This is a genomic window from Rasiella rasia (assembly GCF_011044175.1).
Lineage (GTDB): Bacteria > Bacteroidota > Bacteroidia > Flavobacteriales > Flavobacteriaceae > Marinirhabdus > Marinirhabdus rasia.
Window position 1 is genome coordinate 277,075 of the sequence record NZ_CP049057.1, and the last position, 16,278, is coordinate 293,352.

Annotated in this window: 12 protein-coding genes; 7 read left to right on the forward strand and 5 right to left on the reverse strand. The window is 37.2% G+C overall.

What is annotated here, in order from left to right; translation table 11 throughout:
* Positions 1-146: 146 nt before the first annotated feature.
* Complete coding sequence (ggt, locus tag G5B37_RS01280; protein ID WP_404814787.1) at positions 147-1,868, reverse strand: gamma-glutamyltransferase; 1,722 nt, start codon at positions 1,866-1,868, stop codon at positions 147-149.
* A complete protein-coding gene (locus tag G5B37_RS01285; protein WP_164678253.1) occupies positions 1,865-2,449 on the reverse strand; it encodes an acyl carrier protein phosphodiesterase in 585 nt (194 codons plus the stop codon). The genes ggt and G5B37_RS01285 overlap by 4 nt, the downstream gene beginning before the upstream one ends.
* A gap of 157 nt (positions 2,450-2,606) precedes the next feature.
* On the opposite strand from G5B37_RS01285, the gene glmM reads away from it, so the two are divergent.
* On the forward strand, positions 2,607-3,995 hold the full coding sequence (gene glmM / locus G5B37_RS01290; RefSeq protein WP_164678254.1) for a phosphoglucosamine mutase: 1,389 nt from the start codon (positions 2,607-2,609) through the stop codon (positions 3,993-3,995).
* Positions 3,996-4,034: 39 nt separating this feature from the next.
* On the opposite strand, the gene G5B37_RS01295 is transcribed toward glmM, so the two are convergent.
* Complete coding sequence (locus tag G5B37_RS01295) at positions 4,035-4,922, reverse strand: lysophospholipid acyltransferase family protein (RefSeq protein ID WP_164678255.1); 888 nt, start codon at positions 4,920-4,922, stop codon at positions 4,035-4,037.
* Positions 4,923-4,987: 65 nt separating this feature from the next.
* Here G5B37_RS01295 and G5B37_RS01300 point away from each other — a divergent pair, with 65 nt between their 5' ends.
* Positions 4,988-5,638: a rhomboid family intramembrane serine protease gene (locus G5B37_RS01300; protein WP_164678256.1), complete on the forward strand. Its 651-nt coding sequence runs from the start codon at positions 4,988-4,990 to the stop codon at positions 5,636-5,638.
* 46 nt (positions 5,639-5,684) lie between these two features.
* Here the strand turns inward: G5B37_RS01300 and G5B37_RS01305 are convergent, their stop codons facing one another.
* Entirely contained in the window at positions 5,685-6,800 is a 1,116-nt protein-coding gene (locus G5B37_RS01305; RefSeq protein WP_164678257.1) for a TlpA disulfide reductase family protein, read from the reverse strand.
* A gap of 142 nt (positions 6,801-6,942) precedes the next feature.
* Here G5B37_RS01305 and G5B37_RS01310 point away from each other — a divergent pair, with 142 nt between their 5' ends.
* Entirely contained in the window at positions 6,943-9,312 is a 2,370-nt protein-coding gene (locus G5B37_RS01310; protein WP_164678258.1) for a GAF domain-containing protein, read from the forward strand.
* 1 nt (position 9,313) lies between these two features.
* Here G5B37_RS01310 and G5B37_RS01315 read toward each other — a convergent pair whose 3' ends face one another.
* A complete protein-coding gene (locus G5B37_RS01315) occupies positions 9,314-10,543 on the reverse strand; it encodes a Pycsar system effector family protein (RefSeq protein WP_164678259.1) in 1,230 nt (409 codons plus the stop codon).
* Positions 10,544-10,680: 137 nt separating this feature from the next.
* Here G5B37_RS01315 and G5B37_RS01320 point away from each other — a divergent pair, with 137 nt between their 5' ends.
* The 4 genes from G5B37_RS01320 (at position 10,681) to cysC (ending at position 16,278) form a co-directional block, all read left to right on the forward strand.
* On the forward strand, positions 10,681-14,409 hold the full coding sequence (locus G5B37_RS01320; protein WP_164678260.1) for a metallophosphoesterase: 3,729 nt from the start codon (positions 10,681-10,683) through the stop codon (positions 14,407-14,409).
* A gap of 79 nt (positions 14,410-14,488) precedes the next feature.
* A complete protein-coding gene (cysQ, locus tag G5B37_RS01325) occupies positions 14,489-15,265 on the forward strand; it encodes a 3'(2'),5'-bisphosphate nucleotidase CysQ (protein WP_164678261.1) in 777 nt (258 codons plus the stop codon).
* Entirely contained in the window at positions 15,266-15,694 is a 429-nt protein-coding gene (locus tag G5B37_RS01330) for a DUF2061 domain-containing protein (protein ID WP_164678262.1), read from the forward strand.
* Positions 15,694-16,278: an adenylyl-sulfate kinase gene (gene cysC / locus G5B37_RS01335; RefSeq protein WP_164678263.1), complete on the forward strand. Its 585-nt coding sequence runs from the start codon at positions 15,694-15,696 to the stop codon at positions 16,276-16,278. Before G5B37_RS01330 ends, cysC begins: the two co-directional genes overlap by 1 nt.

The following is a 16,278-nucleotide window of genomic DNA, read 5'->3' on the forward strand; positions in this document are numbered from 1 at the left end:
TACAGTAAACGGGTGTTTTTAGATTTCATTGAATGATATGATTAACAAATTCAAAAATAATCTTTTTAGCACCGTTTTGTAGTAAAAACCTTACAATTCGTTGTGTGGTAGAAGATATTCGATAAACAACATTATTTTTAGGAAAGTTAGGGCATAAAACCCACCGCAGTATCGTCTCCTCTTGGGTCTGCGCCTCCTTCAAGTCTGCCATCTGGGAGTACCAAAATGGCGTCAACTTTTCCAATAATTGGATCTACTTTTGTGTTTTCGGGATACCCTTTTTTAGCTAAATTTTTCTTTAACTCGGGTGAAAACCTATTAACTTCATAACGCACAGCATCTGGAAGCCATTGGTGGTGAAATCTAGGAGCATTTACAGCTGCTTGCATGTGCATACCAAATTCGTTAACATTTAAAATGGTTTGAAATACTGAAGTGATTATAGTGGCTCCACCAGGGGTACCTACAACCATCCAAAGCTTATTGTCTTTTTCTACAATGGTTGGAGTCATAGAGCTTAGCATTCTTTTTTGAGGTGCAATGGCATTAGCGTTGCCGCCTACTAAACCGTAAATATTTGGCTGTCCAGGCTTTGCACTAAAGTCGTCCATTTCGTTATTCAGGAAGAAACCAAGATCTTTTACATATAATTTTGAACCATATCCAGAATTTAATGTTGTGGTGGCAGATACAGCATTCCCAAATTGATCTACAATAGAGTAGTGGGTGGTTTCTTCACTCTCGAAACCAGCTATGGTACCATATCCAATAGACTTAGAATCTGTGGCCTTGTCAAAACTGAAGTCGGCCATACGTTGTTTTAAATAGGCGTCAGAAAGTAAGGAGTCTACAGGAATTTCTACAAAATCTGGATCGCCTAGATAATAGCTACGATCTGCATAAGCGCGTCTTTCGGCTTCGGCTAATACTTGAATGTACTGCTCGCTATTATGCCCGTATGAGGCTAATGGAAACGGTGCCACCATCTTCATAGCTTGTGCTAAGCAAATACCACCACTTGAAGGTGGTGCCATTGAAATAACGGTTAAATCTTTGTAATTAAATGCAATAGGCTCTCTAAATTCAGCTTCATACGCTTTTAAGTCGTTTAAAGTAATAATGCCTCCATGCTTTTTTGTAAAAGCAACTAATTGTTCGCCAATTTGCCCTCCGTAAAAAGCAGTAATCCCTTGGTCTGAAATGGCTTGTAGTGTTTCAGCAAGTGCAAGGTTTGTAAATATATCTCCTTCAGAATACGTTTTGGTAACAATCGATTTTTCGCCATTTACTTCTTCAAACATAGGCTTGTAGTGCGAAAGCCGTGCCGCCTGTTGTTCAGTAATTACAAAACCTTCTTTGGCTAATTCAATTACAGGGGCTAAAATTTCCTCCATAGGTAAAGATCCTAACTTTTCATGCACAGCAAACATGCCAGCCACAGTACCTGGAACTCCTACGGCGAGGCTACCAACTTTACTTTTACTAGATTCATACGTGCCATTTTCATCGAGAAACATATCTCTAGTTGCTGCCATGGGTGCTTTTTCACGATAATCAAATCCGCCCATTTCCCCATATTGTGTTCTATAGACCATAAATCCGCCGCCTCCTAGATTACCCGCATACGGATAAACTACGGCAAGCGCCATTTCTGTAGCAATCATGGCATCGTAAGCATTTCCGCCCTTTTTTAAAATTTGTATACCAATTTTAGAGGCTTCTTCTCTGGCTGACACAACCATAGCCTTTTCAGTAATTAAGCCAACGGCGGGTGCTTCTGAAATACTAGTTTCTGAAACTTCGGTGTTTTGCTTACAAGAAATTAGCAAAATAGACAGGACTATATATGGTAGTATGCGTGGCATCATAATTCTAACATTTTTTGTTGTGATGCCTTTATTAGCTCATCGAAAAAGGAAGTGAATTCTTCTTCAAATTCTGTGTAATAGGCTTCTAACTCGAGCACAGCAAAATTCATACGCGATTTATTTTTGGTACGGTGATTCATTTGTGTAAGAATGGTGCTAATTCCTTTAATACTAGCGTAACTAAGTAACCAGTTGTCTGCCATCATATAGGGCATCATACGCTGAATTCTGGTGGGTAAAATTTCAAAATTTGTACGTAAAAGTTCGTAAAAATCATCTACATACGTTGCAAGCGGTTGTTCATGATAGGTTTGCCAGTTTTTTGCTAAAAAATGATCGTACAATATGTCTACAATAACACCGCTATAGTGGCCGTAATTTTTGTGAAGTCTTGCAGTGCTTTTTCTAACAGTAGGATGACTGTCTGTATAACTATCTATAAAGCGATGTAATATGATACCTTTCTGAATGGGTAACGGGTATTTTTTATATTTTTTTCCTTTAATACCATCGGCAATAAAATTACCAATGGTGATTCCTTCATTATCGCCAGACAGATAGATATGTGCTAGAAAATTCATTCGGTACAATTTACAAATTTGCATCACATTTTTAGCGATATAAAGTATCTTTGCGCGAATTAGTGGTACACTTTTTCGGGCTCTGTCCTCAATTGCAGTGTACAGGAAGTGTTAAGAGGTTATCACTATTGAATATGAGTAATAAAACAGATTACATATGACATTAATAAAATCTATTTCCGGAATTAGAGGTACCATTGGAGGAAAACAAGGTGAAAACTTAACACCTGTAGATACAGTGATGTATGCTGCTGCATATGGTACTTGGGTAAAGCAACAACGAAATAAAGAAGACTATCGAGTAGTGATTGGGCGTGACGCTCGTATTAGCGGTGCCATGGTACAACAGCTAGTTATGAATACGTTGGTAGGAATGGGCATACATGTAATTGACTTAGGACTTTCTACAACACCTACTGTTGAAATGGCCGTTACCATGGAACATGCAGACGGCGGTATTATACTCACAGCTAGTCATAACCCAAAGCAATGGAACGCGCTAAAACTCTTGAACAACAAAGGGGAATTTTTAAATGCTGCTGCAGGACAAGAAATATTAGATATAGCTGAAAGTGGTGCGATGACCTTTGCTGAAGTAGATGCACTTGGTAAAATAACTAACAACGACGCATATATAGATTTACATATAGATGAAATATTAGAGCTGCCGTTAGTAGATGTTTCGGCAATTAAGAAGGCGGGATTTAAGGTTGTTGTAGATGGCGTAAATAGTACAGGTGGGATTGCAGTGCCCCTTTTGTTAGAAGCCTTAGGCGTACATCCTGTGAAACTTTTTTGTGAACCTAACGGACACTTTCCGCACAATCCAGAACCTCTTAAAGAACACTTAGGAGATTTAATGAACATGGTGACCAAAGAACATGCTGATTTTGGTATTGTAGTAGATCCAGATGTAGACCGTCTTGCTTTTGTAGATGAAAAAGGCGAAATGTTTGGAGAAGAATATACTCTAGTGGCTGTAGCAGATTATGTGTTGCAGCATACACCTGGAACTACTGTTAGTAATATGTCTTCTTCGCGAGCCCTACGTGATATTACCGAAAAGCACGGGGGAACCTACACCGCAAGTGCTGTAGGTGAAGTGAATGTGGTACAGCAAATGAAAGACACAAATGCCGTTATTGGGGGAGAAGGTAATGGCGGAATTATTTATCCAGAATTGCACTATGGTAGAGATAGTTTGGTTGGAATCGCCCTGTTTTTAAGTCACTTAGCTGAAGAAAAAATAGCCGTAAGCGAATTACGTAGCCGTTATACCTCGTACTTTATGAGCAAGAAGAAAATACAACTAACCCCACAGTTAGATGTAGATGCTATTCTAAATGCTATGGAAAAACGGTACGCAACTGAAGAGATCAATACCATAGATGGTGTGAAAATTGACTTTGCTGAAAATTGGGTGCATTTACGTAAATCGAATACTGAGCCGATTATTAGAATTTATACCGAAGCAAAAAGCCAAGAAGAAGCAGATGCATTGGCAAATCGTTTTATAGGAGAGTTGAAGGAATTAGCAGGATTGTAATACTGTTATTTCTGGCAAAAATATAAATTCACTGTTCATCTATACATAGTCGGCTACCTTATCACGATACTTCCAACGTTTGTGTGTCCATAGGTAATAAGCAGGTTCTGCGTGGATTTGGTTTTCAACTAATTTTAAAAATTGGTCGGTTATTTGGTAATCTGGAAACTCATTTGGCTTTTTGGTGATGAGCTTAACGTCTGCTCTGTAATGCCCACGTTTCACTTTTCTTGTATCAAGGTATATTACTGCCATATCAAACTTTTTCGCCAGCATTTCGCCTCCTGTGAGCACTGGGACCTTTACACCCATAAATTCTTGAAAATGTTTAGCTTTCCAGTGTTTTGCAGTCTGATCTGCAATAAATGCATTAATTGTTAATTCGCCACGAGATAGAGCGGCACCCATTTTATGAACGGTCTCTTTGGTATTAATTAGTTCAGAATTGTAGCGTGCTCTAATTCTTTTAACAAGTTTATCAAAGTAAGGATTTTCAATACGTTTATAGACGGCATAACCCTTGTGATTTACAAAGCGTTCCATTATGGTGGCCCACTCCCAGCTAGCGTAATGGCCTAGAAACATCATAATACTTCTATTCTCTTTTTCTAGCTCATGAATAATTTCTAAATTGGTAAATGTGAAGCGTTTTTTAATTTCTTTTTCTGAAATAGATAAGGACTTTATAGATTCTACCACCATATCACATAGGTGAGCATAAAACCTTTTTGAAATAGTTTTCCGTTCTTTTTCCGTTTTTTCTGGAAATACCAGCCTTAAATTGTCGAGGACCACTTTTTTTCTATAGCCCACGATATGATAAATAACAGCAAAAAGCATGTCTGATATACCGTATAATGCCCAGAAGGGAAGTTTTGAGATACACCAAATAAGTGGGTAGACTAAAAGATAAACTAAACGTTGCATAGCGAATGTTCCCGCAAAACTAACTAAATTTATCGTTCTTATTTATAAAAATAACTTGCTCATACATGAACAACATCGATATTGCTACCATTGTTATTATTGCCGCTAACGTATTAATCTCTATTAAAGGCTTTAACGATTTTTCTTTTTTTGAAAAATACAAGTTTAACATTGCAGGAATTCGCAGAGGGGAACAGATAAGAATGCTAACTTCAGGGTTTTTACATGTTGATTTTACGCACTTGTTATTTAATATGATTACCCTTTATTTCTTTTCTGGGGTAGTTATTAATTCGGTTGGGGTTGTTCCTTTTGTACTAATTTATATCGCATCGCTGTTTGTTGGAAATTTATTGTCATTCTATTTCCATAAAGATGAATTTCATTATAGCGCCGTTGGGGCAAGTGGTGCTGTTACAGGTATATTATATTCTTCAATTTTGTTTTATCCAGATATGGGATTGTACCTGTTTTTTATTCCAATTGCTATACCAGCATGGATTTTTGGTATTGTATACCTGCTTTATTCAATCTACGGAATGAAAAGTAGACGTGGCAATATTGGACATGACGCCCATTTTGGAGGTGCCATTGCGGGTTATGTGCTCACACTTGGATTTGCACCAGTGCTGTTACAAACTAATCTATGGATTGTTTTAGTGCTGGCGTTACCAATTATCTTACTCTTTGTATTGCACAAACTTGGAAAAATCTAAAGTTTCCGAGGTACTAAAAAGAAAGCATAGTAATTAAACGAGGTTTCTAGTTTAGCAACGACGCAATTTTAGCTTCTAACGCAGGTCCACGAAGATTTTTGTCAATTATTACACCGTTTTCATCTAACAAAAAGGTAGCTGGGATAGAGCGTACATTGTACATTTTAGCAATTGGGTCTTGCCAGAATTTTAGGTTAGAAATATGATACCAATCCATATTATCGTCTTCGATAGCCTTTACCCAACGCTCCTTTTGCCCAGCGCGGTCTAGAGAAACACTAATAATATTAAGTCCTTTGTCATGATATTTCTGATACACGTTTACCACGTTAGGATTTTCTCTACGGCATGGTTTACACCAAGAAGCCCAAAAATCTATTATAGTGTATTTACCCATAGCGTCTTTAAGAGAAAGCTGCTTTCCTTCTGGCGTCAAAGCTGAAAAATCAGGTGCCTGCGCCCCGATATCTGCAGCACTCATACTCTCTAGTGTAGCTTTAATCTTTGATGCCATTGCCGAAGCTTGTAATTCAGAATTGAGATTACCTATTGCTTTTTTAGCATCAATAGCTGTCATTTCTTTACGATTCAGCATTTCTGAGATAAGCATTACCGAAAAGATTGAGTTTCCGTTTTCTGCAATAAATTTTGTTTTATAAATCTTCTCTTGATTTCCTAAGTCTGTGTTTTCTTGCTGTATTTGTCGCATCATTTGCGTATCATTCTCTTGTTGTGCTGTGCGATAACGAATACTATTGTCTTTTTTCTGATCAACAAAACCTCTCAATGTCTTAGTAAATTCGCGGTAAGCATCGTTTTGCGGACTTCCACTAACGTAAGAAGATTGAATACTATCGCTGTAAATAACTACTTGTAAGTCTGTATTTTCTGGAAAGTACGCTACATTTCCTTTACCGGGCACCGCAAAATAGTTTACCACCTTCATGTCAGATTTTGGGAAGGTTACAGTAAAATTACCTGCATTAACCACTATAGTGTCTATTGCTGCTGGTTGATTGGTTACTGGATTAACTTGATGTACTATAATGTTGGTTCCGTCTGCGAGGCCGTTGGTTGTTCCTGTGACAGTGTAAGTGTCACTATTGGAGTTCCCACAGCTCACTACTAAAAGAGCCGATATTGCTAAAACGAAGTACTTCATAATTTGTTTGTGTTTAGCACAAAAATAAGAGGTTTTTCTTCTCAAAAAAAGCCAAAATGTCACATTTGTTAATTCTGGTACAAATTTAGTGACAGTATCATATATTTCCATAATTTTACCTTGTATTCGGTTGATAGAGAAAATGAATGATTTAGACAGGGATTTTCCCCTAGATTTGAAGATTAGTTTTAAAGTTCTTTTTGAGAAACACAAAGAGAACCTTGCTAATGGAAACACATTTCAGAAGAGACGTGCGGAAGAAGTATTGGCTATTGCCAAAAAATTTCCGAAGCTCACAACAGGTATTGAAAGTGACGCAGACTTAGAAAAGTTACGGCCAGAGATTGACTTTATCTTGGAAGACATTTTTCCATCAGTTTTACAAACCAACGAAATTAAAATTGCTGGGGCTCCATTTCAACTAAAGCCATTTAAGACTACAGCGCGATACGATGCTATTAAGGCAAATGCAGACAGCACTTATGTGATGCAACTGTCTGATATGAGTGATGACGAGTTCTATATTTTAGGTTGTAGTTTAATTTTACGAAGCCACTACGGATATAACATTGATTTTAGAAGACCATATTTTTACGATATTCCCGATGCTAACGGTGTAATGAAGTCGTATAAAGTTTTGTACAATGGTGATTTTGGCTATATAGAAAAAACTGATAAAGCAGTAGCTATTTCTGAAAAAGATGTAGCTGAGTTGATTGATAATTTTGGCAATATTGAGTTATGGAAGTCTAAGTTTCCACCTAAATCATGGAAATTTTACGGTTTTGTGATCGCCAATATGTATGACGCCACTACCGATGTTTCGATTTCAAATTTTAAAACCAATTTGCTTTCAATAGAATCGAAGAAAGAGAACTTTGCTGAAAGTTTTAAGGGAATTTTAAAATCGCTTTATGGCATTCAAGATTTGGAAGTGGGTTTCACCATGTTTGACAGTGAAAGTGATAGCTTCGAAAAACCCTTTGAGGCCAATAGCTATATACTCAACAAAAAACCAAAGGAAAAATGCGCAACAGCGCTTTGTGAAGCATCACATTACACCCTCTTTAAGCAAAAGCAGTTTTACTGTATTTCAGATGTAGCACACTACGCCAAAGAATATCCAACCAATGTATTGTATAAAAAATTACAGAAGCAGAACGTAGGTAGTGCGATTATCGTCCCGGTGGTAGATAACGATGAGCTATATGGTGTTTTAGAAGTAGTTTCAACTACACCGAAACTATTAAATTCTATAAATGCTAATAAATTACACGATATACTTCCTAACCTGCTAGATACTGTAAAGCGTTCTAAAGTGCAAGAGGAGAATGAGATAGAATTGATGATACAAGAAGAATGTACGTCAATTCACACGAGTGTTCACTGGAAGTTTAGAAAAGAAGCAGAACGAGTTATTAAATTGCAACAGGCTGGAAATCAGGCATACTTTAGAGAAATAGTTTTTGAAAATGTGCATCCATTATACGGGCAGATAGACATTAAAGGTTCTTCTGAAGCACGTAATAATGCAACTAAGTTAGATTTAGTTTTACAGCTTGAGCATGTTCAGAAAATTATCAAAAAGATTTATCTAAGTGAAGAGCTTCCCATCTATGAGCATATTGATTTTAGAATTGCTACGTTCTTAGAAGAAATCCATGTTGAAGATCTGCAGGTAAATACAGAGCGCCATGTTCTTGAATTTATTAAATATGAGATCATTCCTTTGTTTAGTCATCTGTCTAAAAAGAACGATGGTCTCAAGGCTTTGGTAGATGAATACAATGATTTAGTAGAAAGTAGTACTGGCTTGGTGTATAACCATAGGAGAGATTACGATGAGTCTGTTACGCTAATTAACAAGCGTATGGCTGCTATTATAGATAGAAAGCAAAGAGATGCTCAACTCATGTATCCACATTATTTTGAGCGATTTAAGACCGATGGGGTAGAGCATAACTTATACATTGGTGAATCTATAACAAGGAAGAAGAGTTTCCATAAAGTATATCTGTATAATTTGAGATTATGGCAGTTACAGGTTATGTGTGAAATGGAAAATCAGTTTTATAAGATAAAAAGTAACTTGCCTATTCCTTTAGACGCGGCTTCCATGATATTGGCATTTAATGCGCCACTATCATTGCGTTTTAGAATGGACGAAAAACGATTTGATGTAGACGGCACCTATAATGCTAGATACGAAGTAATAAAGAAACGAGTAGATAAAGCTGCTATAAAAGGAACTGACGAGCGTATTACGCAAGCAGGTAAGATTTCTATTATCTATTCTCAAGAAGAAGATGAGCGTGAATATTTAAAGTACATTTCATTTTTGCAAAATAAAAAGCAACTAGATACCGATGTAGAATTGTTAGAGGTAGAAGATTTACAAGGAGTCACAGGTCTAAAGGCGATACGTGTTAGTGTATTGTATTCTGGAATGTCTAAAAATGATTCGAAAGAATATTATACGTACGAAGACTTAATGAATCATATAAATAACTAGACTACGCTTCAGGCACAATACTTTCTGAAACCACCTGTTCTATCCCACCAGGGTCGAATACTGCAAACGATACACCAAACGAAATAATTGAGATGATGATGCCAATTACAAATATGGTGTAAGTCCAACGCAGAATACGGTACTTTCTATCCAGCACCTTTCCTAAGAAATATAAATCTTTTGTAAGCGAAGAATAAACATAGTCTCTGTCTTTTAAAAGCTCTTCAATTGCCCATTGGTATTGAGAGAGTTCCATTCGGTGAAAATTTCCGAAGAAAGTAAGGTTCACACTTTTATTTTTTACATCTTCTTTTGTAAACTCACCTCGCGTTACATTTGGTCTTGTAGCAATAACCGCAAGTACCATAGTAATTGTACTAGAAACCACAAATATGGCAGATGGTAATACAAGGTAAGGGTTTGAGTCTAGCTTCGACAATAAATTAGACAAGACCAAGGAAATGATGATTGCATTTACGGAAAGCAAAATGTTTGCCTTTGTATCTGCAATATCGCTAAGTTTTATATGATTTCGTAAGGCAGTTCTGTAAAAGGTTTGAATGCCTCGTTCTGGACTTGCATCTTTGTATTTTGCCTTTAACTGTGCTTTTAGTTCCTCTTTTTTTCGCTTCTTTTTATCTTTTTTTCTACTCTTAAGTAATTCGGCTAGGTTACTTTCTTTAACTTTTTGCCAATTTTTAAGTGCATAATCACTGTAGAATTGGTGTTTTTCTGAAAGTACCTTTATGTTTTCTTCTCGCCAATCTGAAGGTGAAAATTCTTCAATTTCTTGTAATTGTAATTCTTGCCTTAGAAATTCACTAGCTTCTTGAAAATAATCTTTACCAAAATGAGAAGCGTCTGCATCTCTTATAATTTCTTCTAACGAGTCTTTGGGCGTATCTTTGAATTTAGTAGCCATGATGCACTTAGCCACACCGTCTATAATAGTCTGATCTGCATTTTGATCTTTTAAAAATTTTGTTGCAATCTTAACGCTCTCTTCTTCATGACCTTCTCGAGTATGAATATACCCCGTGTCGTGAAGCAGGGCAGATAATCTCAAGATAGTAGCCTCAGCAGCTGAAACTTCAGAACCTTCAATAATTTCATTTACACTTTTAAACACACGTTTAGAATGAGTATAGTTGTGATAGGTAAATGTGTTGGGAAGTTTTTCTTTAAAGAGTTGTAAAAGAAAGTTGTCTGCCGCGTTAATAAGGTCGGTCATAAGATGCTAATTAAAAATCCAAAATACTAAAAATTACCCGCTATACTAATAATTCAGTACTAAAATTAACAGCATTATAACTTTTTTATTGGCTCATAATTGCAACCTTTGACGTTGATAAATGTTTACGAGCTTACATGAAATTAAAATATCTTCCGTTCTATTTTTTCTTTTTGGCCATTGCATTTGGATGTGCGACTTACGCCCCTCAGTACAAAGAATTGAAGTCTGTGCACAGCTATCCGAGCGATAAAACGGTAGAAAAAACATTCTATCTAGTTGGTGATGCGGGTAATTCGGTTGTTGGAGGAATGAGTATTGGACTTCAAATATTTCAGAAATACCTAGAAGGGAAGGAAACCGTAGGCGATTACACCTTATTTTTAGGTGATAACATATATCCCGTTGGAATGCCTTCTGAAAACGAACCCGATAGGGGGCAAGCAGCGTATCGTCTAGATGCACAAATAGCTGCTGCAGCAAACTTTGAAGGAACGATTCACTTTATTCCTGGTAATCATGATTGGTACAATGGCGGCTTACATGCCTTAAAGAGACAAGAAGATTATTTAGAAGAAAAACTAGGTGAGACAACTGCACTACAGCCAGATAATGGTTGTCCGTTGAAAAGCGTGACGGTTTCAGAAAACGTGCAGTTAATTATGATAGACTCGCAATGGTATCTAGAAGATTGGAACGTACATCCAACCATGAATGAGTTTTGCGAAATCAAAACCAGAGAAAAATTCTTTATCGAACTTTCCCTAGAATTAGAAAAGCACAAAAACAAAACAATTGTTTTTGCAATGCACCATCCCATGTTTACGAATGGTACTCACGGCGGATATTTTGGTGCTCAGAAACACTTATACCCAACACAGAAAAAAATTCCCTTACCAGGTTTGGCTTCTTTGGTAACTCAAATACGCGCACAAGGTGGTGTTTCTGTTCAAGACCGCTATAACGAGCTGTATAATAAATTCATGAACAAATTGGCCGCCGTGGGTAAAAAACACGGTAAATTAATTTTCGCATCAGGCCATGAGCATACCTTGCAGCATGTAGAAAAAGACGGACTTGTACAAATTCTATCTGGATCTGGATCTAAAGGCGGCTTCGCAGCATTAGGCAGTCACGGCCTCTTTAGTTATGGAGGACAAGGCTTTGCCGTATTGGATGTTTTTACAGACGGTTCGTCGTATGTGCGTTATTATGGTACTGATAGTACTATGGAGCCTATTTTACTTTTTGAAAAAGAGATATTTCCGAAGAAAGAACAGTACAATTTAGGTGCTTTTGATGAAGTGTTACCAGAAACAATTAAAACGGCCATTTACAACGCTCCAGACAGTATACAAGTAGCTCCATTTTTTAAAACAATATGGGGTTCAAAATATAAATCTGTTTACACTACACCTATATCAGCAAAGGTGGCTAACCTAGATTCTATGTATGGGGGCTTACGTGTAGTTCGAGATAACAATACAGATGATTATAAAAGTTTACTTTTAGAAGACGCATATGGTAATTTATTTAACATGCGTGCACTAAAAAAACAAGCTCTTAGATTTAGTGAAGGAGGCACAAATGACCAAAAGAATAACCCTGAAAGTCCAGTGGCCGAAGGTGAAGAGAATTCCGATTTTTCGGTGCCCGACACCTATGGTTCTGAGTTTTACACGGCATCGCATCCCTATGCATTACTAGCGTTACCCGAGTTAGCCGATAGTATTCAGCTTTTTGATAACCGTCCGATTTTGGCTTATGTTCCTAAGCAAAAGGCACTGAAAGAGTACAATTCAAGTTTTGGGGATGAATTATATTATATTTCCGTAGCACCATCAGAAAACAACGAAGGAGACCGTATTTTTAGATATGCCCGTGATATTGAAACTACCGATGATATTTTATTAAAAGTACGTAAGGGCGGAAATGTAAAAATTGATGAACAAGTCTACATTAAATCACGTCTCTTCGATATGCTTGTTGGCGATTGGGATCGAGAACCAGATCATTGGCGATGGGCACTCTATTACACCAAGGGCAACGATAGTGTATATGTGCCTATTGCTAGAAATAGAGACGATGCATTTGCGAGTCTTGATGGCGATATTTTAGATGTCGCTCGTTCTATTCTTGGAAGTAGTAATCAGCGTCATCTATATACTGAAAGTTTAACCGATTTACCGTGGTTTAATGAAGAGGGAATTATTCTAGACCGTGCTTTGTTACAAAAAGCAACTGAAAAACAATGGCAATTTATCGCAAAGCAAATTACAGAAGCGCTAACAGTCGAAGTTATAGACACCGCATTTAGCAAGTTGCCAGAAGAAACTCAAGACGAATCTCTGGAGGAAATTGTAAATACACTCAAGGCGCGGCGTGATAATCTAACTGCTATTGCAGAAGAATACTTTAGGTACTATAATAAACTGCGAACGCTAGAGGGAACAGATAGTGCAAATTATTTTGAAATTGAAAGAGCGACAGATGGGGTTACTATTGTTAGAGAGTATGGCTATACGGAAGGTGAAAAAGGAACGTTAGAAAAGGAAGTGACATTTTACCGCAACCAAACGAAACAATTATGGATCTACGGGTTAGATGGAAATGATGTCTTTGAAGTAACCGGAAATGCACAAGAAAATATGCTAGTTCGTATTATTGGAGGGCATGGCAACGATATTTATGAAATTAAGAACGGAAAGAACATACGTATCTACGATCACTTATCTAAACAAAACACGGTAACTCAAAAAGATGGTGCTTTAGTTCGATTTACAGACTTATACACTTTAAACACGTTTGATTATAGAAAACAAATTAGTACTAACAATAATTTTGTTGCAAGTGCTGGGTACAATCCAGACGATGGGGGCCGACTAGGACTTCAATACACCCATCAACTAAATGGGTTTAGTAGGAATCCGTTTTCGCGACAGCATAAATTGAATGCCGGATATTATTTTGACACCTCAAGTTTCGATGTAGGTTATCAAGGTGAAATTGCAAACCTCTATAAAACATTTAACCTAAGTTTTGGCGCGCGTGTTACGAGTGCTAATTTTATTCATAATTATTTTGGCTACGGAAACGAGACTAAAAATTTCCAAGATGCGCTTGGTTTTGATGCCAATAGAGTTGAGGTGCAAACCTTAAGTGGAAATGTTGGTCTTGTTAGAAATTCTTTCTTTGGAAGTTTTTATAAAATTCAATTTCGCGCAGATGCGATTTCTTTAAATAGCGCAATTACAGGTGCCGAAAGTCCAACAAATAGTGCTGTTTTAGACGAGACTATTGTTTACGGAACACTAGAAGGAATTTACAGCTACCGAAGTTTTGATAACGCAAGAAATCCTTCGCGGGGTATGCTCTTCGATTTAACAGCTGGAGTAACAGACAACTTTGAAGATGTAGAACGCTTGTATGGCTTTTTATCTACAAGAATGGGTTTTTACAATAGTTTAGAGTCCAGCAATAAATTGGTTTTAAAGACCAATGTGCAGGGTCAATTCAATTTTGGAAATACATTCGATTTCTATCAAGGCGTTCAAATTGGCGGTAGTAACGGACTTAGAGGCTATAGAAATAGGCGGTTTACAGGAAAATCGAGTCTTGTTGGAAACGCAGATATTCGGTATAGTTTTAATGAATTTAAAGTAGAGCTGTTCCCACTTCAGGTTGGTATTTATGGCGGAGCAGATATAGGTAGGGTTTGGACTCCTTCAGAAAATTCTGAAAAGTGGCATAACTCCTATGGTGGTGGCTTATGGGTTAATGGACGTGGTGGTTTTAATGCCTCGGCAAGCTTGTTTCATTCTACAGAAGATACGCGACTGGTGTTTGGTCTTGGCTTTGGCTTTTAGTAGTACGCGAGTTATACCTAATTCTAAATTATTAATTCTGTGTATTAAATTGTAGTTTTATGGCTTAATACAATGTACATTGAAAACGTTATTAGACACGGCCATAAAAGCCTCAATTAAGGCAGGTGATGAGATTTTAAAAATATATGCAACCAACTTTGAGGTAGAGACTAAGGGAGACGATTCTCCACTAACTCGAGCCGATCAAAATGCAAATACCGTTATTAACGCTTATTTGCAACCTACTTCAATTCCAATTATTAGTGAAGAAAATAAGCAGACAGAGTATGAAGAGCGTAGGCATTGGACTCAATGCTGGATTGTAGACCCATTAGATGGTACAAAGGAGTTTGTTAAAAGAAATGGAGAGTTTACAGTTAATATTGCTTTAATTAAAGATGGTAAGCCAGTTTTAGGTGTAATATATGTGCCTGTAAGTAATGAATTGTATTTTACGAATCACCAAGCCACTAAAAGTTATAAATGTATTATTGATTCAAACAATACGTTAGAAGAGATTTTTAGTAATGCGGCACCAATTTTCCCAGCGGAAAAAACAAGACCTATAAAGGTTGTTGGAAGTAGGTCTCATCTTAACGATGATACTAAAATGTTTATCGAGGCGCTAGATGGTGCTACCGAAATTGTGTCGAAAGGAAGCTCGCTGAAATTCTGTTTGGTCGCAGAGGGAAAGGCACATGTCTATCCTAGATTTGCACCTACTATGGAATGGGATACTGCCGCTGGACAAGCTATTTGCCAAGCTGCAGGTGTTCAGGTTGTAATGGCAGATACCAAAACTCCATTAGTATACAATAAGGAAAATTTACTGAACCCCTATTTTATAGTAGAATAAATGGCAGACAGCTCGTATAAAAGGCATTTGGCGAAAACCATTACGTGGCGTTTAGTAGGTACCATAGATACTATTCTTCTATCATGGCTAATTACGGCAGATGCTTTTGTAGGCTTGCAGATTGGTTTAGTTGAAACCGTTACCAAACTTATTTTGTACTTTTTACACGAACGTGTTTGGTTTAAGTTAAATCTTGATAAAAATGGTCGTATTTTAGCAAGTAAGAAGCGGCATTTAGCAAAAACATTTACGTGGCGTTTTGTAGGTACTCTAGATACTGTTATTATTGCATGGATAATCACAGGGAACCCACTTTCAGGGCTTAAAATTGGTATTGCTGAGGTAGCTTCAAAAATGATTTTGTATTATTTTCACGAGCGTATCTGGTACAAAATGGACTTTGGACTTGAGCAACGAAGAAAAAATTAATGACAAACATTATTCCACATCAATTTAATATTTCCGCAGAGAATAGAGCGAAGCAGAAAGGGCATGCCCCTATGTTATTATGGTTTACAGGGTTGTCTGGTTCAGGAAAATCTACCATTGCAAGCGCAGTAGAAGAATTATTGTTTTCAAAAGGAATACACACCTACGTATTAGACGGAGATAATGTAAGACAAGGTCTTAATAAGAACCTGTCGTTTTCACCCGAAGATAGAACAGAAAATATTAGACGTATTGCCGAGGTTGCAAATCTAATGGTAGACGCAGGACTTGTGGTATTAGCTGCTTTTGTTTCTCCTTATGCTGCCGATAGGGAAAATATTAAATCAATTGTAGGGGAAGACCGAATGGTTGAAATTTTTGTAAATACTCCCATCGCTGAATGTGAACGAAGGGATGTAAAGGGGTTGTATGCAAAAGCACGAGCAGGGGAGATTAAAAATTTTACTGGTGTAAATGCACCATACGAGATGCCTACATCACCAGATATTGAAATTAACACTGTAAACACTACCGTTACAGAAGCTGTGAAACGCATTGAAACGTTCCTAGAAACTAAATTATAA

Coding starts and splice junctions, on each gene's coding strand:
- ggt (WP_404814787.1), bottom strand. CDS start 1,868: ATGATGCCACGCATACTACCATATATAGTCCTGTCTATTTTGCTAATT.
- G5B37_RS01285 (WP_164678253.1), bottom strand. CDS start 2,449: ATGAATTTTCTAGCACATATCTATCTGTCTGGCGATAATGAAGGAATC.
- glmM (WP_164678254.1), top strand. CDS start 2,607: ATGACATTAATAAAATCTATTTCCGGAATTAGAGGTACCATTGGAGGA.
- G5B37_RS01295 (WP_164678255.1), bottom strand. CDS start 4,922: ATGCAACGTTTAGTTTATCTTTTAGTCTACCCACTTATTTGGTGTATC.
- G5B37_RS01300 (WP_164678256.1), top strand. CDS start 4,988: ATGAACAACATCGATATTGCTACCATTGTTATTATTGCCGCTAACGTA.
- G5B37_RS01305 (WP_164678257.1), bottom strand. CDS start 6,800: ATGAAGTACTTCGTTTTAGCAATATCGGCTCTTTTAGTAGTGAGCTGT.
- G5B37_RS01310 (WP_164678258.1), top strand. CDS start 6,943: ATGAATGATTTAGACAGGGATTTTCCCCTAGATTTGAAGATTAGTTTT.
- G5B37_RS01315 (WP_164678259.1), bottom strand. CDS start 10,543: ATGACCGACCTTATTAACGCGGCAGACAACTTTCTTTTACAACTCTTT.
- G5B37_RS01320 (WP_164678260.1), top strand. CDS start 10,681: ATGAAATTAAAATATCTTCCGTTCTATTTTTTCTTTTTGGCCATTGCA.
- G5B37_RS01330 (WP_164678262.1), top strand. CDS start 15,266: ATGGCAGACAGCTCGTATAAAAGGCATTTGGCGAAAACCATTACGTGG.
- cysC (WP_164678263.1), top strand. CDS start 15,694: ATGACAAACATTATTCCACATCAATTTAATATTTCCGCAGAGAATAGA.